This window comes from Ancylobacter aquaticus (assembly GCF_004339465.1).
GTDB lineage: Bacteria > Pseudomonadota > Alphaproteobacteria > Rhizobiales > Xanthobacteraceae > Ancylobacter > Ancylobacter aquaticus.
Genome location: NZ_SMFY01000001.1, coordinates 917,295 through 944,131 on the forward strand (window position 1 = coordinate 917,295; position 26,837 = coordinate 944,131).

The window sequence follows — 26,837 nt, forward strand, 5'->3', positions numbered from 1 at the left end:
CGCAAGAGGCAGCCGTCCATCTGTGCGAGGAAACATGATCGCGCTTTTGGAGGCCATCTTGGAATACAGGCAGTTGGGATCGTCGGGCCTGCGGGTGCCCGTTCTCAGTTTCGGTGCAGGAACGTTTGGCGGTACGGGACCGCTGTTTGGCGCCTGGGGTCAGAGCGACGCCAATGAGGCGCGCCGTCTGGTCGATATTTGCCTGGAGGCCGGGGTCAACCTGTTCGACACGGCGGATGTCTATTCCGACGGTGCCTCGGAGCGGGTGCTGGGCGAGGCCATCAAGGGCCGTCGCGACGCGGTGCTGATTTCCACCAAGACCGGCCTGCCGACCGGCGAGGGGCCCGGCGACTGGGGTGTCTCGCGCAGCCGGCTGATCCGCCAGGTGGAGGCGGCGCTGCGCCGGCTCGGCACCGACTATATCGACCTGCTGCAGCTTCACGCATTCGATGCGTCGACCCCGGCGGAGGAACTGCTCGCCACGCTGGAGACCCTCGTTGCGTCGGGCAAGGTCCGCTACACCGGCGTGTCGAATTATCCGGGCTGGCAATTGATGAAGTCGCTGGCGGCGGCGGATCGCGACGGGCGCCCGCGTTTTGTCGCGCATCAGGTGTACTACTCGCTGGTCGGCCGGGCCTATGAGGCCGATCTGATGCCGCTCGGCGCGGACCAGGGTGTCGGCGCGCTGGTGTGGAGCCCGCTGGGCTGGGGCCGGCTGACCGGAAAAATCCGGCGCGGCGCGCCTATTCCCGAGGGCAGCCGCCTGCACGAGACCGCCGCCTTCGCCCCGCCGGTGGAGGACGCGCACCTCTACCGCGTGGTCGATGCGCTGGACGCGGTCGCCGGGGAAACTGGAAAGAGCGTGCCGCAGATCGCGATCAACTGGCTGCTGCAACGCCCGACGGTCGCCTCCATCATCATCGGCGCGCGCAACGAGGAACAGCTGCGCCAGAATCTTGGCGCCATCGGCTGGTCGCTCACCCCCGCGCAGATGGCGGCCCTGGATGCCGCCAGTGATGTGCTGCCGCCTTATCCCCACACGCCCTATCGCCAGCAGGAAGGGTTCGCCCGCCTGAATCCGCCGCTCGTCTGAACCGGAAGCCTCGTCATGAAACTGAACCCTCCGCTTCTCGCGCTGGCGGCCGGCGCCTTCGGCATCGGCGTCACCGAGTTCGCGCCCATGGGGCTGCTGCCAGTGATCGCCAACGATCTCGGCGTCTCCATCCCGAGCGCCGGCCTGCTGATCAGCGCCTACGCTCTCGGCGTCATGCTGGGTGCGCCGCTGATGACGCTCACCACCGGCCGGGTGCCGCGCCGGGCCTTGCTCATCGGCCTGATGGCGATCTTCACCCTTGGCAATTTGATGGCGGCGCTGTCGACCAGCTATGAGATGCTGCTGGCGGCGCGGCTGGTGACGTCGCTCAACCATGGCGCCTTCTTCGGCGTCGGTTCACTCGTGGCGGCCAGCCTCGTGCCGGAAAACCGGCGCGCCGGCGCCGTGGCGGCGATGTTCATGGGCCTCACCATCGCCAATGTCGTCGGCGTGCCGCTGGCGACCTGGGCTGGCGATGTGGTCGGCTGGCGCGCCGCCTTCTGGGGCATCGCCGTGCTCGGCCTCATTGCGATGGCGGCGCTGCGCGCAACGCTGCCGGATGTGGCGGCCGATACCGGCGGGGACATGGTGTCCGAGCTGAAGGTGCTGGGCCGCGGGCCGGTGCTGCTGGCGCTCGCGCTGACCGTTATCAGTTCAACCGCCATGTTCACCGTCTTCACCTATATCGCGCCGATTCTGCAGCAGGAGACCGGCGCGTCGATCGGCTTCGTCACGGCGATGCTGGTGACCTACGGCGTCGGCCTCACCGTCGGCAACTGGCTGGGCGGCCGCTTCGCCGACCGTTCGGTCGACCGCACGCTGATCGTCACGCTGGCGGCGTTGACCTTGCTTCTCGTCGGGTTCGTGCTGGCGATGCCGTTCGCCGTGCCGACCGTGGTGGTGATCTTCCTCTGGGGCGTGGCGAGCTTCGCGCTCGTGCCGCCCTTGCAGATGCGGGTGATGGAAGCCGCCTCGGACGCGCCGAACCTTGCCTCGGCGGTGAATATCGGCGCCTTCAACCTCGGCAATGCCATCGGCGCGGCGCTGGGCGGCGCGGTGATCGCTGGCGGGCTGGGCTATCCCGCCGTGGCGCTGGCCGGTGCGGCGGCGGCGGCCTCCGGCCTCGCGCTGGTGCTGGCAATGGTTCGGCGCCGCCGGACTGTCATGGCCTGCGGGCTGCCCTGACCGGAGCCACCGGCTGGGCTGTCGGTGCGTACGGTGCTCCGAACCTGTCGGCTTTGGGGTCGGGGCTGTAGTCGCCGCCTGCGTTATTGGAGAGCCGGACGGTCGCCTGATTGTAGGCGAGGCCGACTTGGAAGAGCAGTTCAGCGCGGCTCTTCTCGTCGACGACAAGGCCGTTGCGGGCGAGAACCTGATCGGCAACCACTCCGAAACGCTGCTCCAGGGCGCGCAGCCGCCGCTCCTCCTTCGTCTCGATGCGGAGAGGCCAGTCCCGTCCGAGGGGCTGACCGGCCAACGCCGTGGCGTTCACGATCATGGCCACGTCCCACGGCTCGATGGGGCCAGGATCGTCCTCATGCTTTTCCACAAGCATCCGGTAGGCCTCCCCAGCCAGCGCAAGGGTCTGCTTGTGTGTCAGGGTGGTGAGGGTGCCGCTTCTGAGGGCGCTGAATACCCGCTCCAGGTGCGCCACCGCGACGGCCTGCCGCTGTTTGGCTTCCGTGGGCTCCGATGTGCCCAAAGAAAAGCGGATGGACTGGGTCTTCTCGCTGACCTTGATGGAGACGAAGGCGTCCCCACGGGGCACCTCAAGGGTCATTCCCGCGAGGCGGGTCTTGAGGTCCTTGGGGATGCGCAGGACAAACTGAGGATTTCGGGTGTCGCTGCGACGCACCGGACGAACCAGCCGGAAGAGCATTGTTACACGGTCCTGTATCACGGGCCGGTAAGCGCAACTCTCTGATGGGGCTCAACTTCTTGCGCCATAAGGGCAAGAGGAGAGCAGTGGTGCCAGGAGAGGACTCGACTGAAACGAGTAATGCCTTGGAGAATAACGAAAAAATTCAGGAAATTTTAGTAGATGCCCCCAAAAATACCCCCAAGCGATTGACCCTTCCTCGATAATCTTGAGCGGCAGTCAGTCAATGCGGGCTTCAATCCTCGTCATCTTCGCCGCCGTCGTCTGCCTCGTCATCTATTCCCATCATCTCCAAGAGGCCCCCAGCCGTGCTGACTTTTCCAGGAGCTAGCCGCTCTTCCGGCTTGGGCGTCGGCAATTCGGCAGCTGTAAAGCACGGGCCGGCTACGACCTCGTCGAGCACCTTTTCGAGCTCCGGCTCCATTGCAAGCGTCGCCTCCAGAACCCATAGCAGTTCGAGAAGTTCGTCGCTCATTCGCGCTGTCCAGCGTTCGGGGCGGATTTCATCCAGTGGCGAGGATTTCTTGCCGGCCCGCTTCTTCATCCGGTAGTCGAGCCATGACTGAACGACCTTGAGGCCTGAGACTTCGAATTCCCACACCTGAGGCGCCACGGGGCCAAAACGGCCATCGCCGACGAGGATTTCCTGCGCCTTATCATCGTATTCATTCTTTTCGGGGTAGTTTGCAGGACCGTCCGACACGCCCTTGATAATCTTGGCCGTGCCGGGAGGGATTTCGTCGCCGCGCCCATCGCCTTGAAACCGTTCGGCGTAGGTTTGCAGCCAAATAAGCTTCCGGCCGAGTTTGGCAGCTTTGATAAAGGTCGCGCCGTCCTTGGTTATAGGTATCCTAGTGCCAGGTATTTCGAGCTCGTTCCAGAACCGATGAGTATAGGATTGCCCGCCGAGAACGGCATAGACATAAGCCGCAAGGTCCTCTGCCGTGGGTACAGTGCCAAAGCCCCTGCCAAGCGCGTCCAGTAGGCCAGCGGTGATGTTCGGGCTGGTAGCGGCGGCATCGCGATATAGGGGTATTACGTCTTTTCCACCGAAAGAGCCCCGGAAGTGATGTAGGTCAGGCACAGAGCCTGAGGCAATAATACCTTGCCCAGAACCGAGCGCTTCGGTTGCGAGTGCGGTCAGGTAAAGCTGTTTGGATCCCTGCAAGCGCCACAGAACCTCGCCCATCCGGTCATTGAATCGAATGTCTTCAATTGCATAATGCCGGTCGAAAGATCGAAACGCATAGGGCGAAATCTTTGGCACCAACGCGCCCGGCTTCAAGCTGGAAATAATCGGCAAGGCCAGTCCTGATTCGTGGTCTCGGTACTGGCGTTCAATCTTCCGATACTTGTTGTTTTTGAAATGCTTTGCGCGTGAATCGCCCGTTTCGCCGAGCAGTTTGGCCCACCGCCGACCGATCAGTTCCTGTGTCTCGGCGATCGGCCAGGGCCTACCGAACTTCGATCCGCTTCTCTGATAGGGGAACAGATCTATGAGCATCGGCCACTGGAAGAAGTCCCCCTTTCCAAGCGGCAGAAACGGTTTTTGCCAATCATTCGGGCACTCGCGCCACGAGATACCCGCAAAGGACGCGATGCCGTCTAACTGCTTTAACTTGTTCTCGCGAGTCGCGCCGTCGATCTTCGCATAACGGACCTTGGCGGGCGTGTCGGGCGTGGGTTTGGCGCCGCGAACGCCTATGGCAATGGCGACGGGCGTCTGTATGTTGAAGACATTCGGGGTCTTGCGGGTCCCGAGGTTGTCGCCGCCCAGGTCGATGATCCAGATTTCATCGAAAGTGCGCCGCATCACCTCGCGCACGCCCACGAACCCCGGACCGGCCAGATAGCTCGACGCGGTGATGAAGGTGACGATTCCGCCGCATGTCTGCTGCTCGAACAGCCGCCAAAGAGCCCAGCGCCAGAAATAAACATAGTCATTGTAGAGGTTCTTGAGGTGAACCCCTGCGCCGGCCTTCGTAGCGGGTTCGGTGAAGTCGACAAGAATAGGCCTCTGCCGGATGTTTTCCAATGCATCGGTGCCAGGCAAAAATCGACCTTGCGCGCCTTGATCCCCGAAGCGGACCCAGCCTCCCTTCCGCTGAGTGGTCGTGTCGCCTTCTTCGATGTTCTGCCGATCATAGGGCGGGTTGCCTAGACAGACGAGAATATCGCCCTCCTGCTTCACCTTCCGCGCCGCCTCGTGTTCCTGCGTCAGTGCCTTGTGTGTCAGGTCCAGGCCGCCCGGTGGCGCCTTGTTGGGGCTTTCCAGCGTATCCGCTAGATAGATTTTCAACCTCTGAGCAAGTTTTTCCTCGGGCTCACCAGCGGCGGCTTTCGCGTCGTTCATCGCGCCTTCGAGCGCTTGCGTAAGCCGCAGATGCGCGACGGCATAAGGTCCGACTAGGACCTCAAAGCCGTACATGTTTTCGGCCATCTGACGGGCGCGGGCTGCCACCGCGCCGGGACCGGAACGGGCGCGGACTTTCTCCAAACCGTGTTTGACTGCCGCAACGGGATAAGTGCCGGTGCCCACTGCGGGGTCGAGAAACACAACGCCGTCGTCGGCGAAGCCCAGCTTCTTGCCGAACCGCTTTTCCAGCAGCTCCGAGGCCAAGCGGACCTGTAATTCAACCACCTCGCGCGGGGTGTAATAGACCCCGTAATCCTTGCGCAGCTTCGGGTCGTAGGCTGCGAGAAAATCTTCGTAAAAATAGAGCCAAAGATCAGGTTTGGATTTTAGGAAATCGTGCGGATCGAGGGCTTCAAGCGAGCGTTGCAGCAACTCAAACCCAACAGCCAGCTCCTCGCGCGCCGCTTTCTGGCCAAGCAATTCCAGCGTTCTAGCCAACAGGCCGTTGTTCGTATCCAGCGTTTTGGCGGCTTCCACAGGGTCCAGTTTGGCCGCGCCGGAAAGGCGGGCCAGTAGCATGGCATAGGTCACGGTTTGGGCGTAGGCATCCGCAAACTTCGCATCATCGGATTCGGGAAAGAAGAACTGCCGCCATTCGTTGGCGAGAAGCTCGACGGCTGATCCTTTGAGGAGGAGAGAAGCCTCGACCTCCGTGCGCAGGAAGCGCGTCAGTGGGGCAAGATAGTTGGCCAGGCCTGAAGGGTTGTGCGGGACAATCGGCTTCCAACTGAGAAAGGAGCGAAACAAGCGCTCCAGCGCCTCGGCATCGGCCTTCGTCGTGGCTGCTTTTCCCTTTTGGGTCGGGTCGTCGTGCAGCCGCACGATCGGTTGTCCGTCCACGCGTTCGCCTGCACGATAGAGCGCCCAGTCGCGCCCGTCTGTGTAGATCAGGTTCGGCAGCCCCTTGAGCTTTTCCCACTGTTCCTTGTTGTGCTTTCCGGTCAAGCGGGGCGCATCGGCGCCAAGACCCGGAGCCTTCAATTCGATATAGCCACAGATCAGCCCACCCACATAAACCGCAATATCGGGCCGAACCTTGTGTTCCGAAAGGTGGGTTTCTGTCCGGGTCTCTACGGTGATCCCGTAGGATGTACCGGCGGATTTCAGCAGTTCAGCGACGACGGGCTTAAGCTGGTCTTCAGGTGACGCAGAGCCAGGAAGGGCGAATTTGGCCTTCAGGGCATCGGCAAATTGCTCAAGAGTCACCAGTTTCATTTCCGCCCCCGATACCGCCTGCACGAATCCAAGCAATATCAGCAGGGCGGGCGGCGAGGAATTTTTTCGTTCGATCGGTAAGTTGGCGACATGGTTAAGAAACGTCAACCCGGCTGTGGGCATGGCTCCAGGTTCAGCCTGTGGTCAACGCACCATGCCGCGCCAGCAGCGCCGCCATTTCCCGCGCCAGCGCCTCGCCCTGCGGCCTTTCCCCAGCCATTGCCCCGATCACCTCGCCCTGCCGGTGCGGGTCGATCCGACCGTAGCTGTTGAGGGTGGTGGCGATGTTGTCGTGGCCGAAATTCTGGCTCCAGGCGCGCAGTTCCTCCGGCGTGCGGCACATGGTCTGCGCGAGGTGGCCAAGCGTGTGGCGGAAGGAGTGTGGGGGAAAATAGGGCAGGCCGGCGCGGGTGAAGGCCTGCTTAAAGATCGCGCGTATCGGCGAGGCGTCGCTCCAGTGCGCCCGGTCGATGCCCTGCGGCGCGAAGGCGAGGTTCGCGCCCTGTCCGATGCGGGTGCGTGGAAAGAGCGGATCGGTCGGGCCGAACAGATGCACCTCGCGCAGTTCGCGCACCCAATCCGCCACGGTGGCGGCGAGGTCGTCGCCGACGGGGAAGAAATAGGTGGCGATGGCCTTGGCGAATTTGGTCTCGACCGTGTTCGGGTCCTGCCGCACCAGCGGCGGCGATTTGGCGAGGTCGAGGTCGCGCAGGGAGAGCGAGGCCATGGCGCGGTCGCGCATGCCGGAGAGAATGGCGAAGGCGAGGAGCGCGCGGTTGCGGCGGTCCATGGCCGTCTCTTCCGGCATGGCGGCGATGGTCGCGCGAATCTGCTCCAGGCTCGGATAGTCGCGCAGCTTCGGCGCCTTCGCCTTGGCGGCGTCCTTCCGCGAGGGGTTGAGATAGTCGATATCAGGAAGATGCAGCCGCGACTTGAAGCCGGGGCGCCAGGCGAGCCAGAGGAAGAATTCCTTCACGGCCGTGAGCGTGGCCGTCTGCGTCGCCGCACTCAGGGGCTCGCCGCTGCGCGCGCCTGCCGTCTCGGCGAGGCGCTGCTTGAAAGCAATGGCTTGCTCGCGCCGGAAGGTTTTGAAGTCGCGCCAGCCGGTGCTGGTCTCGAAACGCAAAAGCGCCTTGCGCACCATGTCGAGGCTCGCCTCGCTCTTGCCCTTCGCTTCCTTCAGATAATGGATATACTCACGTTTCAGCCGCTCATTGCCGGCATTGATCCGAGCCATCTTCTACTCTCCTTTCAGATCACCATTCAGACTGGGGGCGGTACACCCGTTCAGTCTTTCCGGTGCTAGCGTCTGAAGGTCGTAGCTTTCCGCCAGCGCCGGCAGCGCCGTGCGGCGTACCGTCCGGTGCATGGGCGTGCCGCAGGTGGCGCACAGGCCGGTGAGGGCGGCGACCGTCGCCGTGCGGTGGCGCACGTCCACCATGCCGGCCGCCGCCCGTCGCGGGGCGCGGCAGCGGAAGCAGAAGAACTCGTCCGGCGCGCAGGCATTGCGCCGTGCCTTCCGCCGCTTGGTCAGGAAGGCCTTCAGCTCGGACCCGTGAACGACGATGGGGCGCACATCGTCGAGGGGCTGGAGCCCATCCTTCAGCCACCGCCGCACCGTGTTGCGGTGGGTGCCGAGGAGCTTGGCCATTTCGGCGACGTCATAGGTTGCGGCCTGCTTCACCCGTTGCACGGGAAGGCGCCGCTGCGGCCGTTTCATCCCTGCCGGCATGCGCTCAGGCGCTCCGGTGGCTGGCAATGCGTCCGGCAATCCAGGCGTCGATCTCGCCCTCGATCCAGGCAACGCGGCGGTCAGAGAGGGCGATGGGTTCGGGAAAGCGGCCCTCGCGCATATAGGCATAGATAGTGCTGCGGCTGAGGCAGGTGCGGGCCTTGACCTGATCGAGGCGAATGAGGATGGCGCGGCCGGTGGTCGCGGTCGTCTCAGTCTTAATGGCGCTCATGGCGTCCGTCTCCGTTCGTTGGAACATAGACGGAACAATGAGCGGATGCGCCAGGCGAAAATAGCCGGGCGGATTGCAGAAAACCCTGCCACTTCAACGGCTAGCTGCATGGGGTGAGTTATAGCGAACAAGGTTAGAAGGGTATTTCGTCCTCCTCCCCCCATGTGATGGCCGTCAGGGGAGCGTTCTCGACAACCTTACCCGTGGTTTGCCCGAAGGCGGGGGAGGGTTGCGCCGAAACGGTAGGGGTAGCGGGCGCGCCGCCCTTCTGATTCCAGTTCGCTACCTTGGCGATTTCCTCTATTCCGGTCTTATTCGGCGAGCCGTCCTTGTTGACGAGACCGTATTCGGCGGCGTGCTCCGTGAGCCACGTCTCCAGCGCCTGCTTGGGTGACTTGCCGCGCCGGAGAGCGGAATCTGACACCACCGCTTCCCAGGCGGCATTTCCGGCCGCCAGCTTCGGCGCGTAGAATTTGCTGAATTGCTGCGAAGGGCTCTTCTTGGTCGGCGAATAGGGCCCGAAGACCGTTTGCTTCATGCCGCGAATCCAGAACCATGATTTGATCGACGTAATGTCAAACAGGGTTAGTACCCAGTCGCGATCTCCCAATTCATCGAAGGCGGCGATGCGCGGCCACAGGTCTTCAGTACGAACAGCATTCTTGATGCCAACGACGTGAACCGTCGTTCTGTCCTGCAATTCTTGCGGAAGGCCCTGATAGCCAAGGCGCTCCAGAGGTGCGGGGTCGATACCCTCCAGCAGGAGCGCAATCTGGAAGACATTCAGTGCTTCAGCTTTAATCCAGTGATCGAGTGTAGCCATGGTGCCTGCCGATCATTTGAATCCGAGAAGGCATTATATCGGCAAACAAGGTCCAGTGGCATTCGAGGAGCGTCTGTCCACCAATCCGATTTCAGGGCTCTTTTTTGGTCGTCTTTTTTATCTGGTCGAGATAGTCCGCCCACCAGTTCATCATACGGGTGCGCTCATCCCAGTGTTCGCCGCGCGTATAGGCGCGCCGCACTTCGTTGCGCTCGGCGTGGGCGAGCTGGCGCTCGATGGCGTCGGGATTCCAGAGGCCGCTCTCGTTCAACAGGGTCGAGGCGGTGGCGCGGAAGCCGTGGGCGGTGGCAACGTCACAGGTGAAGCCCAGCCGGCGCAGCGCGCCATTCAAGGTGTTTTCGCTGATAGGCCTATGTCCCGCGCCGATGGCCGGAAAGACAAAGGGCTGGTTGCCGGTCAGGCGGTGCAGGTCGCGCAGGATCGCCAAGGCCTGTGGCGGCAGCGGGACGCGATGCGGGCGACGCATCTTCATGCGTTCAGGCGGAATCGACCATATCCCCTTGTCGAGGTCGAACTCCGGCCACGTCGCCAGCCGTAGCTCGCCCGGCCGGGGGAAAAGCAGAGGCATCAGGCGCAGTGCCGCCGTGCTCGCCGGTTGCCCTGTGTAACCGTCGATCGCCCGAAGCAGCGCGCCAAACTCTTTCGGCGTGGTGACGGCCGCGCGGTGCGTCACCTTCGGGGTTGTCAGAGCGTCGCGCAGGGCGAAGGTGGGGTCGTTCTCGGCGCGTGCGGTGGCGATGGCATAGCGGAACACGGCGCCGAGCGCAGCGCGCATCCGGCGCGCGGTTTCGTGCCGGCCGGTCTCCTCCACCGCCCGCAGGACTTCCAGCAATTCCTTTGCCGTGATCGTGGCGACGTCGCGCTCGCCGAGCACGGGATACGCGAAGCCCAAGAGCCACCGTCGCTTGTTCAGTGTGATATCGGCGAGGCCTTCGCGCTCCAGTTTCGCCACATGCTCTTCAGCAATCGAGCGGAACGTGTTCGCCACCGCCGCCTTGACCTTTTGCCGGGCTTCCTTCTTGACGGCGGAAGGGTCGAGGCCTTCGGCGAGTTGCCGGCGTGCCTCGGTGCGACGCTCGCGGGCTTTGGCAAGCGGGATGTCGGGATAGGCGCCGATGGCCAGCACTTTTTCGCGCCCGCCGATTCGGTATTTCAGGCGCCAGAGCCGCGAGCCGGTTGGGCTCACCAGAAGATAAAGCCCGCCGCCATCCGCCAGCTTAAAGGGCTTGGCGATCGGCTTGGCGCTGCGGATGGCCATTTCCGTGAGAGGCAAGGCGGCGGCCTCAGTTGGGGTTTATCTACGATGCCCCCAGAAATACCCCCAATTGCGCCGGCTTCCAACGGAAAAAGCCGGACCCTCCCGGAACCTATTGGCTCGGGAAGTCCAGCATTTTCAACGTTTTTCGGAAGTCTTCGGACCTTCTAAAAAGGCCTGATGGTGCCCAGGAGAGGACTCGAACCTCCACGGTGTTACCCACACGGACCTGAACCGTGCGCGTCTACCAATTCCGCCACCTGGGCATGTGCCTTGCGGCACGGCGGCGAGAGATAGTCGTGTGGACTCCCTCTTGTCAACGCACCATTCGCGCGAGGGGCAATCAAGCGGTGGAAATCTCTTCGTCCTTCGGCCGGGCCGCTGAGGATTGCGGGCGCTGCTGCACCATCAAGCTGCAGGGTCCGCTGCGGGGTGCAGCGTGCGCGGGCGATGGCGGGCGCCGTGGGAGGCCGCCGGCGGATCTCGCGCTGCCCGCCTTCCTCGTCAGCGTTCCGCGCCCGCCTCGGTCCCCGGTCTCGCCCAAGCCTCGCCCGCCTCCCGGGCCGGCCTCTCGCCCGGTCCTTGCGCTGGCATAAGGGGATCGTCGGCGCGGACGCTGCGTCGCAGGGCTGCGCGGACGCTGGACGCTGCGGCGGCGGCGCGCTAATCGTCGTGGCATGCCAATGCCGGGCCGGGAGACGTCACATGGTCGACACCACAAACGAATTGCCGCTGGAGAGCGAGGCCGCGCTGGTCCGGCGCGCCGCGCCGATGGAGCGGCTGGTGACGGTTTATGGCGGCTCGGGCTTTGTCGGCCGCCATGTGGTGCGGGCGCTGGCGCGGCTCGGCTGGCGGGTGCGCGTCGCGGTGCGCCGGCCGGACCTTGCCGGCCATCTCCAGCCGCTGGGCGCGGTGGGGCAGATCGTCCCTGTGCAGGCCAATCTGCGCTACCCCGCCTCGGTGCTGCGGGCCGCGGAAGGGGCGGAGGTGGTGATCAACCTCGTCGGCGTGCTGCATGAGAGCGGCCGCCAGAGTTTTGAAGCGGTGCACGCCTTCGGCGCGCGGCAGGTGGCGCTGGCGGCGAAAGAGGTCGGCGCGCGGCTGATCCACGCCTCCGCCATCGGCGCCAGCGCCGATTCGGAAGCCTTCTACGCCCGCAGCAAGGCGGCGGGCGAGGCGGCGGCGCTGGAGACGGTGCCGGGCGCCGTAGTCATGCGCCCCTCCATCGTGTTCGGGCCGGAGGATGATTTCTTCAACCGCTTCGCCTCCATGGCACGGTTGTCCCCGGCGCTGCCGCTGATCGGCGGGGGGACAACCCGCTTCCAGCCGGTCTTCGTCGGTGATGTCGCCGAGGCCTTCGCCAAGGCGGTGGACGGAACTGCGGCACCCGGCACCGTTTATGAACTCGGCGGGCCGGAAGTGATGACCTTCAAGCAGCTGATGGAGCTGTTGCTGGCCGAGATCGACCGCAAGCGCCTGCTGGTGCCCATGCCGGCCGGGCTCGCCTCGTTCAACGCCCGTCTGCTCGAAATGCTGCCGAACCCGCTGCTGACCCGCGATCAGGTGCGCTTGCTCGGCTACGACAATGTTGTTTCGGAGGCTGCCAAGGCGGAAGGGCGCACGCTGGAGGGGCTCGGCATCGCGCCCACCGCTCTCGGCGCTATCCTGCCCGGCTATCTCTGGCGCTATCGCAAGGCCGGCCAGTTCTCCCGGCCGGAAGCCGCCTGACCGCTTGACGCTTGCCAAAAGAAAAGCCGCCGACGCGCCCGCGCCGGCGGCTTTTTCATGCGGTCGGGCTATCCCACCAGCGCCAGCGCCACCAGCCCGGCACCGCCCACGCCGATGCGCCACCAGCCGAACGGCGCAAAACCGTGTCGCGAGACGAAGGCGATGAGGCTGCGCACCACCGCCAGCGCGGCGATGAAGGCGGCAACGAAGCCGACCACGATGAGGGCGGTGTCATCGGCGTTCAGCGCGTCGTGGTTCTTGTAGAGGTCATAGGCGAAGGCGCCGGTCATCGTCGGCAAGGCGAGGAAGAACGAGAATTCCGCCGCTGCCGGCTTGCTGGCGCCCAGCAGCAGGCCGCCGACAATGGTGGAGCCCGAGCGCGACACGCCAGGGATCATGGCGAGGCACTGGATGAAGCCGATCTTCAGCGCCAGCTTCGGCGGGAAGGCCATGGCGTCCTCATGCACCGGCTTTATCTTCAGCGTGTCGACCCACAACAGGACGATGCCGCCGAGAATCAGCATCACGCAGATCAGCGAGGGCGTTTCGAACAGCACCTCCTTGATGAAGCCGTGGGCGAAGGCGCCGATCACCGCCGCCGGCAGGAAAGCGATGAGAATGCCGACGACGAAATTGCGCGAGCGCGGGCTCGACGGCAGCGTCAGCAGAACCTTCAGAAACCGCTGGAAATAGACCACGACCAGCGCGAGGATCGCGCCGAGCTGGATGACGACCTCGAACACCTTGCCTTCGCTCTCGAAGCCGAGGAAATGGCCGGCCAGCAGGATGTGGCCGGTGGAGGAAACGGGCAGGAACTCGGTAAAGCCTTCCAGCAGGCCGAGGAAGAAGGCTTCGAGCAAGGTGCCGAATGACATGAGGGCGGATTCCGTGGGAAGAGATGGCCGAAGCGACGCGCGCCGCCCCAGGCAGGAGCGCGCGCATCCTGTCCGCTTCGCCCCGCCCGCGCAACGTGACGCTATGTCAGGCCACGGGGCAGGACAGGGGATGGACCACGGGGCGGGTGCTTGCGGGAATGCCGGTGACAGCGGTGCGCGCAGCGCTTTTGCCCGCCTTGGCAGCGAAAAACGCCGATGCCGGGGAGGGGGCTCCATTTCCGACATGAATCCGCCTCAACTGAGAGGTCCATTTCGAGCCGGTCGGCGTTGTCAGCAAACGGCAGCGTTTGGGAGTTTTCAATGAAAAGTCTGGTTGCGGGCGTCCTGCTGTCGCTGGCGCTTTGCGGTGCCGCGTTCGCGCAGGAACGCGGATTTGTGACAACGAACGTCAATTTGCGGGCCGGGCCCGGCACGGATTATCCCGTTGTCGTGGTGCTGGGCGAGGGCGCTCCGCTCGCCATTTTCGGCTGCCTCGACGACTATAGCTGGTGCGACGTGGCCGTGGACGACATGCGCGGCTGGGTGGCGGCGGCTTATATAGAGGCCGATTATCGCGGCCGTCGGGTCGAGTTCTACGATTATGCGCCGTCGTTCGGCGTGCCCATCGTTGCCTTCAGCTTCAACGATTACTGGGGTCGCTATTACCGCGGCCGGCCCTGGTACGCGACGAATGACCGCTGGTATCGGCCGCGTCCGCCGGGCCCACGCCCGGGCTGGCGCCCGCCGCCTCCGGGCGGGTGGGGGCCCGGTGGTCCGGTCTGGAATGGTCCAGGGCGACCCGGTGGTCCCGGCGGCCCCGGCTGGGGTGGTCCGGGTCGGCCGGGTGGTCCCGGCGGCCCCGGCGGCCCGGGATGGGGTGGTCCCGGCAGGCCCGGTGGTCCCGGCGGGCCGGGTAATCCCGGTGGTCCTGGCCGGCCGGGCGGTCCCGGCGGTCCGGGTTGGGATGGCCCGGGCAGGCCGGGTGGCCCCGGTGGCCCCGGTGGCCCCGGTGGGCCGGGTAATCCCGGTCGTCCGGGCGGTCCCGGTAATCCGGGTGGTCCCGGATGGGGTGGTCCCGGGGGCCCGGGCGGTCCCAATGCCGGCCGTCCTCCGGGTGGTGGCCGTCCCGAGCAGGGTCGTCCTCCCGGCGGTGGCCGTCCCGAGCAGGGTCGTCCCCCCGGCGGTGGTCGTCCCGAGCAGGGTCGTCCTCCCGGTGGCGGCCGTCCCGAGCAGGGCCGTCCTCCCGGTGGCGGCCGTCCCGAGCAGGGTCGTCCCCCCGGTGGTGGTCGTCCCGAGCAGGGCCGTCCTCCCGGCGGTGGCCGTCCCGAGCAGGGTCGTCCCCCCGGTGGTGGCCGTCCCGAGCAGGGTCGTCCGCCGCAGGGCCAGCGTCCGCAGCAGGGGCGTGGCCAGTGCATGCCGGGCGCTCCCGGCTGCAATATCTGACGTCAAGGCGCGCGATGCCCGGGGAACAATGCCGGGCATCGCTGTCGCGCTCTTGAAACAATCGCGCCGCTCCTGTATGGGGTGCGTCCTTCAAGAACCGCCCGGCTACAAGGGCTGCCGTGGCGGTTCGAACGCTCACACTAGATTGGGCCGGACATCCCTTCGGGGAGGCTTCCGCCCGTGGAGATCGAGCCAAATGCCCAAGATGAAGACCAAGTCCGGAGCGAAGAAGCGCTTCAAGCTCTCCGGCACCGGCAAGGTGATGATGGCCCAGGCAGGTAAGCGCCACGGCATGATCAAGCGCACCAACAAGCAGATCCGCGACCAGCGCGGCACCACGGTCATGTCCGAGCGTGATGCCTTCAATGTTCGCAAATTCTTTCTGCCCAACGGCTGACGCCACCCTTAGCCAGTCCCAGGAGAGACTCCCATGGCACGTGTCAAGCGCGGCGTAACTTCTCACGCCAAGCACAAAAAGGTGCTCAAGGCGGCGAAGGGCTATTATGGCCGCCGCAAGAACACCATTCGTATCGCCAAGCAGGCCGTCGAGAAGGCGCAGCAATACGCCTATCGCGACCGTAAGGTTAAGAAGCGTAATTTCCGCGCGCTCTGGATCCAGCGCATCAACGCGGCGACCCGCGAGCTCGGCTTCACCTATGGCCGATTTATCGACGGTCTCAGCAAGGCCGGGATCGAAGTCGACCGCAAGGTGCTCTCGGATATCGCTATCCACGAGCCCGCCGCCTTCGCGGCGCTGGTCGAGCAGGCCAAGGCGGCGCTGGAAAGCGCCGCGACGGACAAGCAGGCCGCCTGATCTTTCGGCAGTGCCGAGACCAAAATTGAGAAGCCCCGCGCGCGAGCGTTGGGGCTTTTCGCGTTCGTGGCCTTGCGTGGTGCATTTACCCGTGGCGACTTTGCGCCTCAATCGGGTCCGGCTATAAGCGCGCCTGACTGCCCCGCTTCACGCCATCATGGCCGGGCCTGGCCCGGCCATCCACGCCTTCCTTCCGCGTCCGCAAGGCGTGGATCCCCGGGCCGACCCCGGGGATGACGTTGCCTAGTACCGAGGATCCACCATGCCCGTTGCCGCCCTTCCCGATCTCGACGCGCTGGAGCGCGAGCTGACCGCCGGCATTGCGGGCGCGGCCGACGAGCCGGCGCTGGAGGCCATCCGCGTTGCCGCGCTCGGCAAGAAGGGCTCGGTTTCCGAGCTGCTGAAGAGCCTGGGCGGCATGAGCCCGGAGGAGCGCAAGAGCGCCGGCCCGGCGATCAACGGCCTGCGCGACCGGCTCAACGAGGCGCTGGGCGCCCGCCGCACGGAGCTGAAGAGCGCCGCGCTGGCAAGGCGGCTGGAGACCGAGCGCGTCGACGTCACGCTCCCCGTGCGCGAGACGCCGACGGAGACGGGCCGCCTGCACCCGATCAGCCAGGTGATCGACGAACTCACCGCCATCTTCGCCGATATGGGCTTCGCGGTGGCGGAAGGGCCCGATATCGAGGACGACTTCCACAATTTCACCGCGCTGAACTTCCCCGAGGGGCACCCCGCGCGCGAGATGCACGACACCTTCTACCTGCCGACCCGCGAGGACGGCTCGCGCCTCGTGCTGCGCACCCACACCTCGCCGGTGCAGGTGCGCACCATGATGTCGAAGAAGCCGCCGATCCGCGTCATCTGCCCGGGCCGGACCTATCGCTCCGACTCGGACCAGACCCACACGCCGATGTTCCACCAGGTCGAGGGCCTCGTCATCGACAAGGGGGCGACGCTGGGCCACCTGAAGTGGATCCTTGAGGAGTTCTGCAAGGCGTTCTTCGAGGTGGACAATGTGAAGATGCGGTTCCGCCCGTCCTTCTTCCCGTTCACCGAGCCGTCCATGGAGGTCGACATCCAGTGCGACCGCTCGCGCCCGGGCGAGATACGCTTCGGCGAGGGCACGGACTGGCTGGAGATTCTCGGCTGCGGCATGGTGCACCCGAATGTGCTGCGCAAGTGCGGGCTGGACCCGGACGAATATCAGGGCTTCGCCTGGGGCATGGGCATCGACCGCATCGCCATGCTGAAATACGGCATGCCGGACCTTCGCGCCTTCTTCGAGGCGGATGTGCGCTGGCTGTCGCATTACGGGTTCCGCCCGCTCGACTTCCCGACGCTGGCGGGAGGGCTGAGCTCATGAGCAAGGCACCCGTCTGGTCGATCGAACGGCTCACCGCGATGGAGACGTCGCAGCTCAAGCAGTTGCTCGCCAACGCGCAGGCGCGCGGCGCCGACGAACTGGCGGCGCTGTGCGAGCAGGTTCTGGCCACGCGCGGCCCGGTGAAGAAGGCGCCGGCATCGTCGTCAACGTCGTCGTCTTCGTCCGGCAGGCGCGCCGCGCGCGATTTCGTCTCGGAGTTCCATTTCGTCTGCGAGAACGACCGCGGCGTCAGCACCGATGGCGAAGGCTTCTTCTGGACTGGCTCCTGGGTCGTGCCGGAAGACGAGATCATCAAGAGCATGCAGGCCGGCGGCAAGCTGGCGCTGCACAGCGCGCGCGCCGAGATGTCTTATCGCCAGGGCAAGATTCTCGACTACCGCAAGAGCGACGGCGACACGGCGAAGAAGCGGAATATCGGGTTCGAATTTCTGGTGGCGGCCGACGACGTGCCCCTAGCCTGGTCCGGCGATGGGACCGGCGAGAAGGGCTATCGCTGGGGCTCCAGCAAATGAACGAGCGGAACGGTAGGGCACTCCCATGAAATTCACCCTCTCCTGGCTGCGCGAGCATCTTTCCGGCGATTACACGCTCGATGACGTGACCGGCGCGCTCAACCGCATCGGGCTGGAAGTGGAAGGCGTCGAGGACAAGGCGGCGAAGCTGCGCGGCTTTTCCATCGCTTATGTCGTCTCGGCCGTTCAGCACCCCAATGCCGACAAGCTGCGCGTGTGCATGGTCGATACCGGCGCCGGTGAGCCTGTGCAGGTGGTGTGCGGCGCGCCGAACGCCCGCACTGGCATGAAGAGCGTGTTCTCCCCGCCCGGCACCTATATTCCCGGCAAGGACATGACGCTCGGCATCGGCACCATTCGCGGCGTCGAGAGCCGGGGCATGCTGTGCTCGGCGGCCGAGCTTGAACTCTCCGAGGACCATGACGGCATTCTCGATTTGCCCGAGGACGCTCCGGTCGGCGCCACTTATGTCGACTGGATCGGCCTCGACGACCCGGTGATCGAGATTGCGGTGACACCGAACCGCGCCGATGCGCTCGGCGTGCACGGCATTGCCCGCGACCTCGCGGCCGCCGGCCTCGGCACGCTGGTGGAGGACGCCATCGCTCCGGTGGCTGGCAGCTTCCCGTGCCCCGTCTCGGTGACGATTGCCGCCGACGCGCCGTGCCCCGCCTTCGCGCTGCGGCTCGTGCGCGGAGTGAAGAACGGCCCCTCGCCGGACTGGCTGCAGGCCAAGCTGCGCGCGGTCGGCCTGCGCCCGATCAACGCGCTGGTCGACGTGACCAACCTGCTGACCCTCGACCAGAACCGGCCGCTGCATGTGTTCGACGCCGCCAAGGTGCAGGGCAGCCTCGTCGTGCGCCGCGCCATCGCGGGCGAAAGCCTGCTCGCGCTCGACGGCAAGACCTATGCGCTTGACGAGACCATGTGCGTCATCGCCGACGACAAGGGTGTCGAATCGCTCGCGGGCGTGATGGGCGGCGAGGAATCCGGCTGCGACGAGGGCACCGTCGACGTGCTGGTCGAATCCGCGCTGTGGGAGCCGATCAACATCGCCCAGACCGGCCGCAAGCTGGGGCTGAACTCCGATGCTCGCTTCCGCTTCGAGCGTGGCATCGACCCCGCCTTCACCCTGCCGGGGCTGGAGATGGCGACGCGGCTCATCCTCGACCTGTGCGGTGGCGAGGCCTCGCAGGTGACACTGGCGGGAGCGATCCCGGACACCACGCGCGTGATCGACTTCCCGCTTGATCTGACCGAGAAGCTCACCGGCCTGGTGGCGAATGAGGAGGAGCAGGTGGCGATCCTGCGCCGACTTGGCTTCACGGTGGAAGGCAATGTCGGCACTGTGCGGGTGACGCCGCCGAGCTGGCGCGGCGACATCGAGGGCAAGGCCGATCTGGTGGAAGAGGTCATCCGCATCGCCGGCCTCGACCGCGTGCCTTCCACGCCCTTCCCGCGCGACGAGACCGCCCGCAAGAGCGTGCTGACCACGCTGCAGCTGCGCACCCGCAAGGGCAAGCGGGCGCTGGCGGCGCGCGGGCTGGTGGAAGCCGTGACCTGGTCCTTCGTGCCCAAGGCACAGGCGGAAGCGTTCGGCGGCGGCCAGCCGGCGCTGGCGCTGGCCAACCCGATTGCCGCCGACCTCTCCGACATGCGCCCGAGCCTGCTGCCGGGCCTCGTGCGCTCCGCGCAGGCCAATGCCGACCGCGGGCAGGGCGACGTCGCGCTGTTCGAGGTGGGGCAGGTGTTCAAGGGCGACCGCCCGCAGGACCAGTTCATCGCCGCGACCGGCGTGCGCCGCGCAACGGCGAAGCCCACCGGGGCCGGCCGGCACTGGTCGGGCAAGGCGGGCGTGGTCGATGCGTTCGACGCCAAGGCCGATGCGCTGGCGCTGCTCGCGGCCTGCGGTGCGCCGGTGGCGAATTTGCAGATTTCCACCGATGCGCCGGCCTGGTTCCACCCCGGCCGTTCCGGCACCTTCCGGCTCGGGCCCAATGTGATCGGCCATTTCGGCGAGTTGCATCCCGCCGCGCTGGAGACGCTGGACGCGGCGGGAGACGGAAAATCGCCGCTGGTGGGCTTCGAGATCCTGCTCGACCGCATTCCCGAGCCGAAGGCCAAGCCGACGCGGGTGAAGCCGCTGCTGGAGCTCTCCGCCTTCCAGCCGGTGGAGCGCGACTTCGCCTTCGTGGTGGCGCGTGGTGTCAGCGCCGGCGATCTGGTTAAGGCCGCCGCCGGCGTCGACCGCAAGCTGATCACCGGGGTGAATGTGTTCGACCTCTATGAAGGCCCTGGGGTCGATGCCGACAAGAAGTCGGTGGCGCTGTCGGTCACGCTGCAGCCGCGTGAGAAGACGCTGACCGATGCCGAGATCGACGCGGTGGCGGGCAGGATCGTCGCGGAAGTGACGAAGAAGACTGGCGCCACGCTGCGCGGCTGACGCGGGGCGCGCAAGGGCTGGAATCCCCGGGCGCGGCCCGGGGTTTCGCGCCTGCGGCTGGAATGACGCGCGCCGTGCGGTGGCTCTATGCCGGGCCGTCCCCGAACAGGCGCAGCGCCCGGGTGGCGGCGGCCTCGCCGGAGGCCCAGGCGCCGGCCAGCGTGCCCCAGCCGCTCACCGGCACATACTCGCCGGCGAGGAAAATCCGGTTCTGCACCGTGTCGGCAAAGACGCGGCGTTGCGCGCCCTGGCCCGGCAGAGCGGCACTGAGCGCCCCCCGGATCAGCGGGTCCTGGCCCCAGCGCGAGACCACCACCTCGGAAATCACGGCCTCTGCGGTGGGGAAGCTTGCCCGCAGCCAGTCGCGCGTCAGCGGCAGTGCCGCCACCTCGCCCTGTTCGGCAATGGTGCGGGCGGGTGCGTCGCCAAAGGTGAGCACGTGCAGGTCGCTGCCATTGATCCGGCCGCGCAGCAAGGCGGGCGGTGCGCTGCCGGCCGCCGTCAGCACGGCCTCATTGGGCTGGAGTGCCAGCGGGTTGCCGGGAAGCAGGAACGCCACCTGTTCCAGATGGCCGGCGGGAATCCCCCGCAGCGCTGCCACCAGGCGTGGCGGCAGCCCGGGATTGAAGCGGATCGCCCCGGCCGCCAGCACCGGCGCGGGCACGGCTAGCACGATGGCGCGGGCGCGGATCGGCGTGCGCTGCCCGCGCAGCGTGACGGCGTGGAAGCGCCCGCCATGCGTGACGAGCGTGACCGGCGCGTCCTTCTGCACGTTCAGCCAGGCGCCGAGCCCCTCCATCAGCGTGCCGATTCCGGCCGGGCTGGTTGTGTCATCAGGCGGGGCATCGCGGCGCGCCAGATCGAGCGCCGAGAGGGTGGCCAGCCGTCGCCCGCAGCCCAGGGGCCCGAGGAACTGCGCCACCGTGGCGGCCCAGGGGCTCGCGGCCGCCGGGGCGGCATTCGTGACGGCGAGGGCGGCGGCGACATCCTTGCCGCCATCGACCGCCGCCAGCATGTCGCGCCGCGCCGTGCCGAGCGCGGCGGTGAAGGCGTCATAGGCGCCCTCGCGCACCTCGCGGCCATGGGCGAACAGCCGGCGCCCGGAGGGCAGGGCGATGAGCGACTGCCCGGCGCCCTGCGCGCTGGTGGCGATCGTGCCCTCGCTGCGGGCGAAGCCGCCAGCGCCGAGATCGACCCTGAGGCCAAAGGCATCGTCGGTACGGGCACGGCCCCCCAGTTTCGCGGAGGCCTCCAGCAGCACATAGGAGCGTTTGGCCTCGGCAATGCGGCGTGCCGCTGCGATGCCGGCCGCGCCGCCGCCGATGATGACGACATCGACATCGCTCGGCCCTGACTGGGCGAGGGCGGGCGCGGGCAACAGCGCGGCGGAAGCGGCGGCGAGGAAATGGCGGCGGTTCAGCGTGCCGGGGAGGCGCGGTCGGGTCATACGGCAAGCACTCAAGCGGTGAAGCGCACAGGCTAGCACGGCCGGCCCAGCGGGCGAAGGCGCCGCCGCTGCTTGATCGGCCCGAGCGTGCCGATGCCGGCTAAACGCTTGCGGCGAATCATGTTTTGTTCGCGGAAGAACGAATCAGGACTCGCGGGCCGTTTCAGGGAGGCAAGGGGGGTGATCGCGCGCCCTTGCACCGTGCCTGGCGTCATCGCCTTGAGAGAGGCGCCCGGGCGCCCTACCTAGGGGCGGTCGCCAGAGGGGGAATTTTGATGCTGCGGGACGCGATCACGGCTTTCGGCCAGACTTTTTCGCCGGCCTATCGGCGGGTACTGCTGCGCTCTGTCGGCCTCGCCATCGGCCTGCTGGTCGCACTGGGCATCGGCGCGCATTACGCGCTGACCTATTTCGTGACGCTGGACCTGCGCTGGGCGGAAATCACCGTCGATATCCTTGCGGCCTTCGGCATCTTCATCGGCGCGATCTTCCTGGTGCCGCCGGTGACCTCGCTGGTCGCCGGGCTGTTCCTCGACGATGTCGCCGCGCAGGTGGAGCGCACCGATTTTCCGCTGGAGCCGGAAGGGCAGGCGCTGCCGATCGGCCGCTCGCTGGTGCTGACGCTGAAGTTCTTCGGCGTGATGCTGGCGGTGAATCTGGTGGCGCTGCTGCTGCTGCTGGTGCCGGGGGTGAACCTCGTCGTGTTCTACGTCGCCAATGGCTATCTGCTCGGGCGCGAATATTTCCAGCTGGCGGCCATGCGCTACCGCAGCGAGGACGAGGTGGCGCTGATGCGCCGGCACCATGGCGTGGCGCTCTTTCTGGGCGGGCTGGTCATTGCGCTCGTGGTGTCGGTGCCGATCCTGAACCTCATTACCCCGGTCTTCGCCACCATCTTCATGGTGCGGCTGCACAAAAGGCTGTCGAGGGCGGGATGAGCCTTCAGGCCGGGGTCTTTTCCGGCCAGCGGCACAGGTCGGCGATCAGGCAGCGCGGGCAATCGGGCTTCAATGCCTTGCAGACATAGCGCCCGTGCAGGATGAGCCAGTGATGAGCGTGCAGCAGGAAGCGCGCGGGAATGATCCGCTCCAGCCCCAGTTCCACCTCCAGCGGCGTCTTGCCGGGCGCCAGCCCGGTGCGGTTGGCGATGCGGAACAGGTGGGTGTCGACCGCGATGGTCGGCAGGCCGAAGGCGATGTTGAGCACGACATTGGCCGTCTTGCGGCCGACGCCGGGCAGGGTTTCCAGCGCCGCGCGGTCGGGCGGCACCTGTCCGCCGTGCTCGGCGATGAGGCGGCGGGAAAGCTCGACGACGTTCTTCGCCTTGCCGCGATAAAGCCCCAGCGTGCGGATGTGCTGCGCCACCCCCTCCTCGCCCAGCGCCACCATGGCCTGCGGCGTCGGCGCGGCCGCGAACAGGCCGCGCGTCGCCTTGTTGACGCCGACATCGGTCGCCTGCGCCGAGAGCACGACGGCGACCAGCAGTGTGTATGGGTCGTGATAGTCGAGCTCGCCCTCTGGCTCCGGGTTGGCGGCCTCGAAGCGGGCGAAGGCGGTGGCGACCTCGTCCGCGCTCCACGGCCGGAAGGCACCGCCAATGGCCGCCGCCGCCGCATTCGCCACCGCGCGACGACGGGCGGGGCGGGTGGCGGCCTGTTCTTCGAGCACCGCCAGGGCGGGACCGGCTTCGGGCGGGCGGGTGCGGGATTTAACGGCCTTCGGCGCGGCGGGAACGGGCGAGCCGGCCTCGGCCGTCGGCCTCGTTCGCGGGCGCGCTCTACGACGCACCGAATCCTTGTCCTCATTCGCCATTTTCGACCTATAATGCGAGGCCATGAGCGCTGCCAATACCGCCCCCCTGAATGAAGGAGTCGGCCTGGACGAGCCGGAACTGTTTTCGGCCCGCTACCAGCCCTATCGTTCGCTCGGCCCGCGCGGCTTCATGGTGGTGATGTGCATCGTCGCCGGCATCAGCTTCGTCTGCGGCGTGGCCTTCCTGATGATGGGCGCATGGCCCGTGTTCGGGCTGTTCGGGCTCGACGTGCTGGCGATCTGGTGGGGATTCCGGGTGAATTTCCGCGCCGCCCGCGCCTGCGAGGAAATCACGGTGACGCCGAGCGTCATCCGGCTGCGCCATGTCGCGGCGGATGGGACCGAGTATCGCGAGGAACTGAACCCGCTCTGGACCCGGCTGACCCGCGACGAGATCGAGGATTTCGGCGTGCAGCGACTGGCGCTTGAGATGCGCGGCCGGCCCTATGTGATCGGCAGTTTCCTGCACACGGCGCAGCGCGAGGAACTGGCGGAGAACCTGTCGCGGGCGCTGGCGCAGGCCAAGCGCGGCGTGGTGCGCGCGGCCGTCTGACGGTTCCGTCGAAATCGGGTGGCCCCGTGCGGACGGGCGTGGTGGGATGGAACCAGCTTGAGGAGAACGCCCGTGCTCGCGCCCAATCTCGACGCCGCCCATCCGCTTGAAATCGCCGCCGCCGACTATGAGATCGTGCGCCGCGCGGTGGAGTATGTGAATCTGCGCTTCCGCGACCAGCCGGAAGTGGAGGAGATCGCCCGCGCTTCCGGTGTCCACCCGCGCGCGCTGACGGAATTGTTCCGTCGCTGGTGCGGGCTGACGCCGAAGGACTTCCTGCAGGCGGTGACGATCGACGCCGCGCGGCGGGTGCTCACCGAATCCGACAATGTGCTGGATGCCGCCTATGAGGTCGGCCTCTCAGGGCCGGGACGGCTGCATGACCTGTTCGTGGTCCATGAATCGATGTCGCCGGGTGAATGGAAGACCGGCGGCGCCGGCCTCGTGGTGCGCTATGGCTTCCATGCCTCGCCCTTCGGCGCGGCGCTGGCCATGGTGACGCCGCGCGGCCTGTGCGGCCTTGCCTTCGCCGACGAGGGCGAGGAGGACGCCGCGCTTGCCGACATGCGCCGGCGCTGGCCGAACGCGCTTTACATCGAGGACCCGGTAGCCACCGCCCCTTATGCGGCGCGCATTTTCGATCGCGGCACCTGGAGCGCGGACGATCCGCTGCGCATCGTCTTCATCGGCACGGATTTCGAGGTGAAGGTGTGGGAGACGCTCATGCGGATCCCGCTTGGCAAGGCCACCACCTATTCCAGCATCGCCCAATCCGTGGAGAAGCCGAAGGCCGCGCGCGCCATCGGCGCGGCGGTGGGCAAGAACCCGATGTCCTTCGTGGTGCCGTGCCATCGCGTGCTCGGCAAGAATGGCGACCTCACCGGCTATCACTGGGGCCTCACCCGCAAGCGCGCCATTCTCGGCTGGGAGGCGGGGCAGCTCTGCAAGGAGTGGGGCGGGCTTTAAGGAGCGCCGGTCGCGCTATCCCCGGCTGGCGGCGCTCATCGGCCGGGGCGTTTCATTGATGGGGAACAGCGCGTCATACGACCAGTTGAACGCGAAGGCGTAGACCAGAAAGAAGCCGGCCAAAGCGAGGTCCATCAGCAGCGCCTCGACGAGCCCGACGCCGAGATACCACGCGACGAAGGGCACCAGCGCCGCCACCAGCCCCGCCTCGAACAGCACGGCATGGAGCACGCGCAGCCCCAGTGTCTTGCGCACCGAGCCACGCCAGCGCGCGAGCGCATGGTCGAAGCCGAGGTTGAACAGGTAGTTCCAGCCGGCGGCGATCAGCGCCGCGCCGGCCCCGACCGCTCCCATCTCCGCCATAGGCACGCCGAACACCCACGCGCCGAGCGGGGTGATGAGCGACAGGGCGATGATCTCGAAGCTGACGACGTGACGAATGCGATCGGCGGTCCCGCGCATGACGGTTTTCCCCTTCATGTCGGGCCGTCCCGAATGGGTTCCCGGGAGGGGGGAAGCCGTCTTCACGCGTCTCATATGGGTCTGCTTCGTCCAAAGGCAAGCTGCCGGGCGGGTGGCCCGACAGCGACGGGCGTTCAGCCGGCGAGGTCGGTGATGCTCTCCACCGTCGAATCCGCCTTCAGCCGGTAGATCACCGGCGCGCCGGTGGCGAGTTCGCGCTTCATGATGGTTTCCGGTGTGTGCTTCTCCAGCACCATGATGAGCGCGCGCAGCGAATTGCCGTGCGCGGCGACCAGCACCCGGTTGCCCTGCAGCACCTTGGGCAGGATCTCGGTGACATAATAGGGCAGGGTGCGGGCCACCGTGTCCTTCAGGCTCTCGCCGCCGGGCGGGGGCACGTCATAGGAGCGGCGCCAGACATGCACCTGCTCCTCGCCCCATTTGGCGCGGGCGTCGTCCTTGTTGAGGCCGGAGAGGTCGCCATAGTCGCGCTCGTTCAGGGCGACGTCCTTGATGACCGGCAGATCGGTCTGGCCGAGCTCATTCAGCGCGAGGTCCAGCGTCTTCTGCGCCCGCGAGAGTTCCGACGTGAAGGCAAGATCGAACTGGTAGCCCTCCGCCTTCAGCCGCGCGCCGGCCCGCGTTGCTTCCTCGACGCCGAGCGCGGTGAGGTCCGGGTCGCGCCAGCCGGTGAACAGATTCTTGAGATTCCACTCGCTCTGGCCGTGGCGCACGAGGACAAGAAGACGTTCGGACATCGGGTCGTTCTCCGGCTGGATCAGAAATCGGTGAGGCCGAGGACATCGGTCATGGAATAGAGGCCGGGCTTGCGTCCGCGCGCCCAGCGGGCGGCGGCGAGCGCGCCACGGGCGAAGACGCCGCGATCCTCGGCCTTGTGGGCGAGTTCGATCCGCTCGCCGGCGCCGGCGAAGATCACATTGTGCTCGCCCACCACGGTGCCGCCGCGCAGCGTGGCGAAGCCGATATCGCCGGAGCGGCGCGGCCCGGTGGTGCCGTGGCGGGTGAAGACGCCGTTCTCCTCCAGCGTCACCCCGCGCCCCTGCGCCGCCGCCTCGCCCAGAAGAAGGGCGGTGCCGGAGGGGGCGTCGATCTTGCGGTTATGGTGCATCTCGACGATCTCGATGTCGAAGCCCTCGTCGAGCGTGCGCGCCACGCGCCGCACCAGCGCCGCCAGAAGGTTCACGCCGAGGCTCATATTGCCCGAGCGGACAAGGGCGGCGTGGCGCGCGGCGGCGGCGATGCGCGCCTCCTCTTCGGCAGAGAAGCCGGTGGTGCCAATGACATGCACGATCCGCGCCTGCGCCGCGAAGGCGGCATAGGCGACGCTGGCGGCGGGAATGGTGAAGTCGATCACCCCGTCGGCGGCGGCGAACAGAGTGAGCGGATCGTCGGACAGCGTCACGCCGAGCGGCGGTAAGCCGGCGAGTTCGCCCGCGTCGCGGCCGAGGAATTCGCTCCCGGGCTGGTCGACGGCGCCGGCGAGCACGAGATCGGGCGCCTCGCTGATGGCGCGCACCAGCACCCGGCCCATACGGCCCGAGGCTCCGACGACGACGAGCCGCATCTGCGTCATGAACGCCAACTCCCTGTTTCCACGCGCGGTATAGCGACGTTCACCCGCCACGAAAAGTACGCTATCGTTTTACATTCTTTGCCGACGGACACCGAGCGGCTTGACGCCCGCGCGGGGCCCCTGTACAGCTCGCGCAAC

At 66.6% G+C, this 26,837-nt stretch carries 25 protein-coding genes and 1 tRNA gene; 12 read left to right on the forward strand and 14 right to left on the reverse strand.

What is annotated here, in order from left to right; genetic code table 11:
• Positions 1–58: 58 nt before the first annotated feature.
• Both EV667_RS04270 and EV667_RS04275 read left to right on the forward strand, forming a co-directional pair.
• Positions 59–1,093 (forward strand): aldo/keto reductase, encoded by a 1,035-nt coding sequence (locus EV667_RS04270; RefSeq protein ID WP_131835011.1) that lies wholly within the window; start codon positions 59–61, stop codon positions 1,091–1,093.
• A gap of 15 nt (positions 1,094–1,108) precedes the next feature.
• Positions 1,109–2,278, forward strand: coding sequence for an MFS transporter (locus tag EV667_RS04275; protein ID WP_131834046.1), 1,170 nt, complete (start codon positions 1,109–1,111; stop codon positions 2,276–2,278).
• Here EV667_RS04275 and EV667_RS04280 read toward each other — a convergent pair.
• The 8 genes from EV667_RS04280 to EV667_RS04315 all read right to left on the reverse strand — a co-directional run bounded on the left by EV667_RS04280 (position 2,256) and on the right by EV667_RS04315 (position 10,932).
• A complete protein-coding gene (locus EV667_RS04280; RefSeq protein WP_131834047.1) occupies positions 2,256–2,972 on the reverse strand; it encodes a DUF6538 domain-containing protein in 717 nt (238 codons plus the stop codon). The two genes, EV667_RS04275 and EV667_RS04280, sit on opposite strands and share 23 nt — an antisense overlap.
• A gap of 235 nt (positions 2,973–3,207) precedes the next feature.
• The gene (locus EV667_RS04285) at positions 3,208–6,726 is read right to left on the reverse strand and encodes a type ISP restriction/modification enzyme (RefSeq protein WP_207907669.1); all 3,519 of its coding nucleotides are present in this window, start codon (positions 6,724–6,726) and stop codon (positions 3,208–3,210) included.
• 10 nt (positions 6,727–6,736) lie between these two features.
• Positions 6,737–7,840: a tyrosine-type recombinase/integrase gene (locus EV667_RS04290; protein WP_131834048.1), complete on the reverse strand. Its 1,104-nt coding sequence runs from the start codon at positions 7,838–7,840 to the stop codon at positions 6,737–6,739.
• A gap of 3 nt (positions 7,841–7,843) precedes the next feature.
• Positions 7,844–8,287 (reverse strand): helix-turn-helix domain-containing protein, encoded by a 444-nt coding sequence (locus tag EV667_RS04295; RefSeq protein WP_165901548.1) that lies wholly within the window; start codon positions 8,285–8,287, stop codon positions 7,844–7,846.
• A 52-nt stretch (positions 8,288–8,339) separates the two neighbouring features.
• Positions 8,340–8,567, reverse strand: a complete 228-nt coding sequence (locus EV667_RS04300) for a helix-turn-helix transcriptional regulator (RefSeq protein ID WP_131834050.1) — start codon at positions 8,565–8,567, stop codon at positions 8,340–8,342.
• Positions 8,568–8,700: 133 nt separating this feature from the next.
• Complete coding sequence (locus EV667_RS04305) at positions 8,701–9,390, reverse strand: hypothetical protein (protein ID WP_131834051.1); 690 nt, start codon at positions 9,388–9,390, stop codon at positions 8,701–8,703.
• A 91-nt stretch (positions 9,391–9,481) separates the two neighbouring features.
• Positions 9,482–10,669 (reverse strand): tyrosine-type recombinase/integrase, encoded by a 1,188-nt coding sequence (locus EV667_RS04310; protein WP_342636719.1) that lies wholly within the window; start codon positions 10,667–10,669, stop codon positions 9,482–9,484.
• Between the two features lie 178 nt (positions 10,670–10,847).
• Positions 10,848–10,932, reverse strand: a tRNA-Leu gene (locus tag EV667_RS04315).
• Positions 10,933–11,371: 439 nt separating this feature from the next.
• Here EV667_RS04315 and EV667_RS04320 point away from each other — a divergent pair.
• Positions 11,372–12,394, forward strand: coding sequence for a complex I NDUFA9 subunit family protein (locus EV667_RS04320; protein WP_131834053.1), 1,023 nt, complete (start codon positions 11,372–11,374; stop codon positions 12,392–12,394).
• 68 nt (positions 12,395–12,462) lie between these two features.
• Here EV667_RS04320 and EV667_RS04325 read toward each other — a convergent pair whose 3' ends face one another.
• Positions 12,463–13,269 (reverse strand): undecaprenyl-diphosphate phosphatase, encoded by an 807-nt coding sequence (locus EV667_RS04325; RefSeq protein WP_131834054.1) that lies wholly within the window; start codon positions 13,267–13,269, stop codon positions 12,463–12,465.
• A 321-nt stretch (positions 13,270–13,590) separates the two neighbouring features.
• Between EV667_RS04325 and EV667_RS23215 the strand changes: the two genes are divergently transcribed.
• The 6 genes from EV667_RS23215 (at position 13,591) to pheT (ending at position 19,865) form a co-directional block, all read left to right on the forward strand.
• Complete coding sequence (locus tag EV667_RS23215; RefSeq protein ID WP_131834055.1) at positions 13,591–14,712, forward strand: SH3 domain-containing protein; 1,122 nt, start codon at positions 13,591–13,593, stop codon at positions 14,710–14,712.
• Between the two features lie 196 nt (positions 14,713–14,908).
• Positions 14,909–15,109, forward strand: a complete 201-nt coding sequence (gene rpmI, locus EV667_RS04335) for a 50S ribosomal protein L35 (protein WP_131834056.1) — start codon at positions 14,909–14,911, stop codon at positions 15,107–15,109.
• A 33-nt stretch (positions 15,110–15,142) separates the two neighbouring features.
• Positions 15,143–15,526, forward strand: coding sequence for a 50S ribosomal protein L20 (gene rplT, locus EV667_RS04340; protein ID WP_131834057.1), 384 nt, complete (start codon positions 15,143–15,145; stop codon positions 15,524–15,526).
• A gap of 262 nt (positions 15,527–15,788) precedes the next feature.
• Positions 15,789–16,889: a phenylalanine--tRNA ligase subunit alpha gene (gene pheS / locus EV667_RS04345; RefSeq protein ID WP_131834058.1), complete on the forward strand. Its 1,101-nt coding sequence runs from the start codon at positions 15,789–15,791 to the stop codon at positions 16,887–16,889.
• The gene (locus EV667_RS04350) at positions 16,886–17,422 is read left to right on the forward strand and encodes a hypothetical protein (protein WP_245515961.1); all 537 of its coding nucleotides are present in this window, start codon (positions 16,886–16,888) and stop codon (positions 17,420–17,422) included. Before pheS ends, EV667_RS04350 begins: the two co-directional genes overlap by 4 nt.
• 25 nt (positions 17,423–17,447) lie before the next feature.
• Positions 17,448–19,865, forward strand: a complete 2,418-nt coding sequence (gene pheT / locus EV667_RS04355; protein ID WP_131834059.1) for a phenylalanine--tRNA ligase subunit beta — start codon at positions 17,448–17,450, stop codon at positions 19,863–19,865.
• An 85-nt stretch (positions 19,866–19,950) separates the two neighbouring features.
• On the opposite strand, the gene EV667_RS04360 is transcribed toward pheT, so the two are convergent.
• Positions 19,951–21,312, reverse strand: a complete 1,362-nt coding sequence (locus tag EV667_RS04360; RefSeq protein ID WP_131834060.1) for a flavin monoamine oxidase family protein — start codon at positions 21,310–21,312, stop codon at positions 19,951–19,953.
• A gap of 275 nt (positions 21,313–21,587) precedes the next feature.
• Here EV667_RS04360 and EV667_RS04365 point away from each other — a divergent pair, with 275 nt between their 5' ends.
• Positions 21,588–22,250 carry a sulfate transporter family protein gene (locus EV667_RS04365; protein ID WP_131834061.1) on the forward strand — a complete coding sequence of 221 codons (663 nt, stop codon included), beginning with the start codon at positions 21,588–21,590 and terminating at the stop codon, positions 22,248–22,250.
• Between the two features lie 4 nt (positions 22,251–22,254).
• Here the strand turns inward: EV667_RS04365 and nth are convergent, their stop codons facing one another.
• Positions 22,255–22,980, reverse strand: a complete 726-nt coding sequence (nth, locus tag EV667_RS04370; RefSeq protein ID WP_131835014.1) for an endonuclease III — start codon at positions 22,978–22,980, stop codon at positions 22,255–22,257.
• A gap of 166 nt (positions 22,981–23,146) precedes the next feature.
• Between nth and EV667_RS04375 the strand changes: the two genes are divergently transcribed.
• Positions 23,147–23,677 (forward strand): DUF2244 domain-containing protein, encoded by a 531-nt coding sequence (locus EV667_RS04375; RefSeq protein WP_131834062.1) that lies wholly within the window; start codon positions 23,147–23,149, stop codon positions 23,675–23,677.
• Positions 23,678–23,749: 72 nt separating this feature from the next.
• Positions 23,750–24,643, forward strand: coding sequence for a methylated-DNA--[protein]-cysteine S-methyltransferase (locus tag EV667_RS04380; protein ID WP_131834063.1), 894 nt, complete (start codon positions 23,750–23,752; stop codon positions 24,641–24,643).
• Between the two features lie 15 nt (positions 24,644–24,658).
• On the opposite strand, the gene EV667_RS04385 is transcribed toward EV667_RS04380, so the two are convergent.
• The 3 genes from EV667_RS04385 to dapB form a co-directional block, all read right to left on the reverse strand.
• Positions 24,659–25,105: a PACE efflux transporter gene (locus EV667_RS04385; protein WP_131834064.1), complete on the reverse strand. Its 447-nt coding sequence runs from the start codon at positions 25,103–25,105 to the stop codon at positions 24,659–24,661.
• A 134-nt stretch (positions 25,106–25,239) separates the two neighbouring features.
• A complete protein-coding gene (locus EV667_RS04390) occupies positions 25,240–25,863 on the reverse strand; it encodes a 2,3-bisphosphoglycerate-dependent phosphoglycerate mutase (protein WP_131834065.1) in 624 nt (207 codons plus the stop codon).
• A gap of 20 nt (positions 25,864–25,883) precedes the next feature.
• Entirely contained in the window at positions 25,884–26,699 is an 816-nt protein-coding gene (dapB, locus tag EV667_RS04395) for a 4-hydroxy-tetrahydrodipicolinate reductase (RefSeq protein ID WP_207907670.1), read from the reverse strand.
• Positions 26,700–26,837: the final 138 nt, after the last annotated feature.

Excerpts from the sequence above, each read along its gene's own strand:
- EV667_RS04375 (WP_131834062.1), top strand. The coding sequence starts at position 23,147 with ATGAGCGCTGCCAATACCGCCCCCCTGAATGAAGGAGTCGGCCTGGAC.
- EV667_RS04300 (WP_131834050.1), bottom strand. The coding sequence starts at position 8,567 with ATGAGCGCCATTAAGACTGAGACGACCGCGACCACCGGCCGCGCCATC.
- rpmI (WP_131834056.1), top strand. The coding sequence starts at position 14,909 with ATGCCCAAGATGAAGACCAAGTCCGGAGCGAAGAAGCGCTTCAAGCTC.
- EV667_RS04275 (WP_131834046.1), top strand. The coding sequence starts at position 1,109 with ATGAAACTGAACCCTCCGCTTCTCGCGCTGGCGGCCGGCGCCTTCGGC.
- EV667_RS04310 (WP_342636719.1), bottom strand. The coding sequence starts at position 10,669 with ATGGCCATCCGCAGCGCCAAGCCGATCGCCAAGCCCTTTAAGCTGGCG.
- pheS (WP_131834058.1), top strand. The coding sequence starts at position 15,789 with ATGCCCGTTGCCGCCCTTCCCGATCTCGACGCGCTGGAGCGCGAGCTG.
- EV667_RS04360 (WP_131834060.1), bottom strand. The coding sequence starts at position 21,312 with ATGACCCGACCGCGCCTCCCCGGCACGCTGAACCGCCGCCATTTCCTC.
- EV667_RS04285 (WP_207907669.1), bottom strand. The coding sequence starts at position 6,726 with ATGCCCACAGCCGGGTTGACGTTTCTTAACCATGTCGCCAACTTACCG.
- pheT (WP_131834059.1), top strand. The coding sequence starts at position 17,448 with ATGAAATTCACCCTCTCCTGGCTGCGCGAGCATCTTTCCGGCGATTAC.
- EV667_RS04325 (WP_131834054.1), bottom strand. The coding sequence starts at position 13,269 with ATGTCATTCGGCACCTTGCTCGAAGCCTTCTTCCTCGGCCTGCTGGAA.
- EV667_RS04350 (WP_245515961.1), top strand. The coding sequence starts at position 16,886 with ATGAGCAAGGCACCCGTCTGGTCGATCGAACGGCTCACCGCGATGGAG.
- EV667_RS04385 (WP_131834064.1), bottom strand. The coding sequence starts at position 25,105 with ATGCGCGGGACCGCCGATCGCATTCGTCACGTCGTCAGCTTCGAGATC.
- rplT (WP_131834057.1), top strand. The coding sequence starts at position 15,143 with ATGGCACGTGTCAAGCGCGGCGTAACTTCTCACGCCAAGCACAAAAAG.
- EV667_RS04280 (WP_131834047.1), bottom strand. The coding sequence starts at position 2,972 with ATGCTCTTCCGGCTGGTTCGTCCGGTGCGTCGCAGCGACACCCGAAAT.
- EV667_RS04320 (WP_131834053.1), top strand. The coding sequence starts at position 11,372 with ATGGTCGACACCACAAACGAATTGCCGCTGGAGAGCGAGGCCGCGCTG.
- EV667_RS04305 (WP_131834051.1), bottom strand. The coding sequence starts at position 9,390 with ATGGCTACACTCGATCACTGGATTAAAGCTGAAGCACTGAATGTCTTC.
- EV667_RS04290 (WP_131834048.1), bottom strand. The coding sequence starts at position 7,840 with ATGGCTCGGATCAATGCCGGCAATGAGCGGCTGAAACGTGAGTATATC.
- EV667_RS04365 (WP_131834061.1), top strand. The coding sequence starts at position 21,588 with ATGCTGCGGGACGCGATCACGGCTTTCGGCCAGACTTTTTCGCCGGCC.
- dapB (WP_207907670.1), bottom strand. The coding sequence starts at position 26,699 with ATGACGCAGATGCGGCTCGTCGTCGTCGGAGCCTCGGGCCGTATGGGC.
- EV667_RS23215 (WP_131834055.1), top strand. The coding sequence starts at position 13,591 with ATGAAAAGTCTGGTTGCGGGCGTCCTGCTGTCGCTGGCGCTTTGCGGT.
- EV667_RS04390 (WP_131834065.1), bottom strand. The coding sequence starts at position 25,863 with ATGTCCGAACGTCTTCTTGTCCTCGTGCGCCACGGCCAGAGCGAGTGG.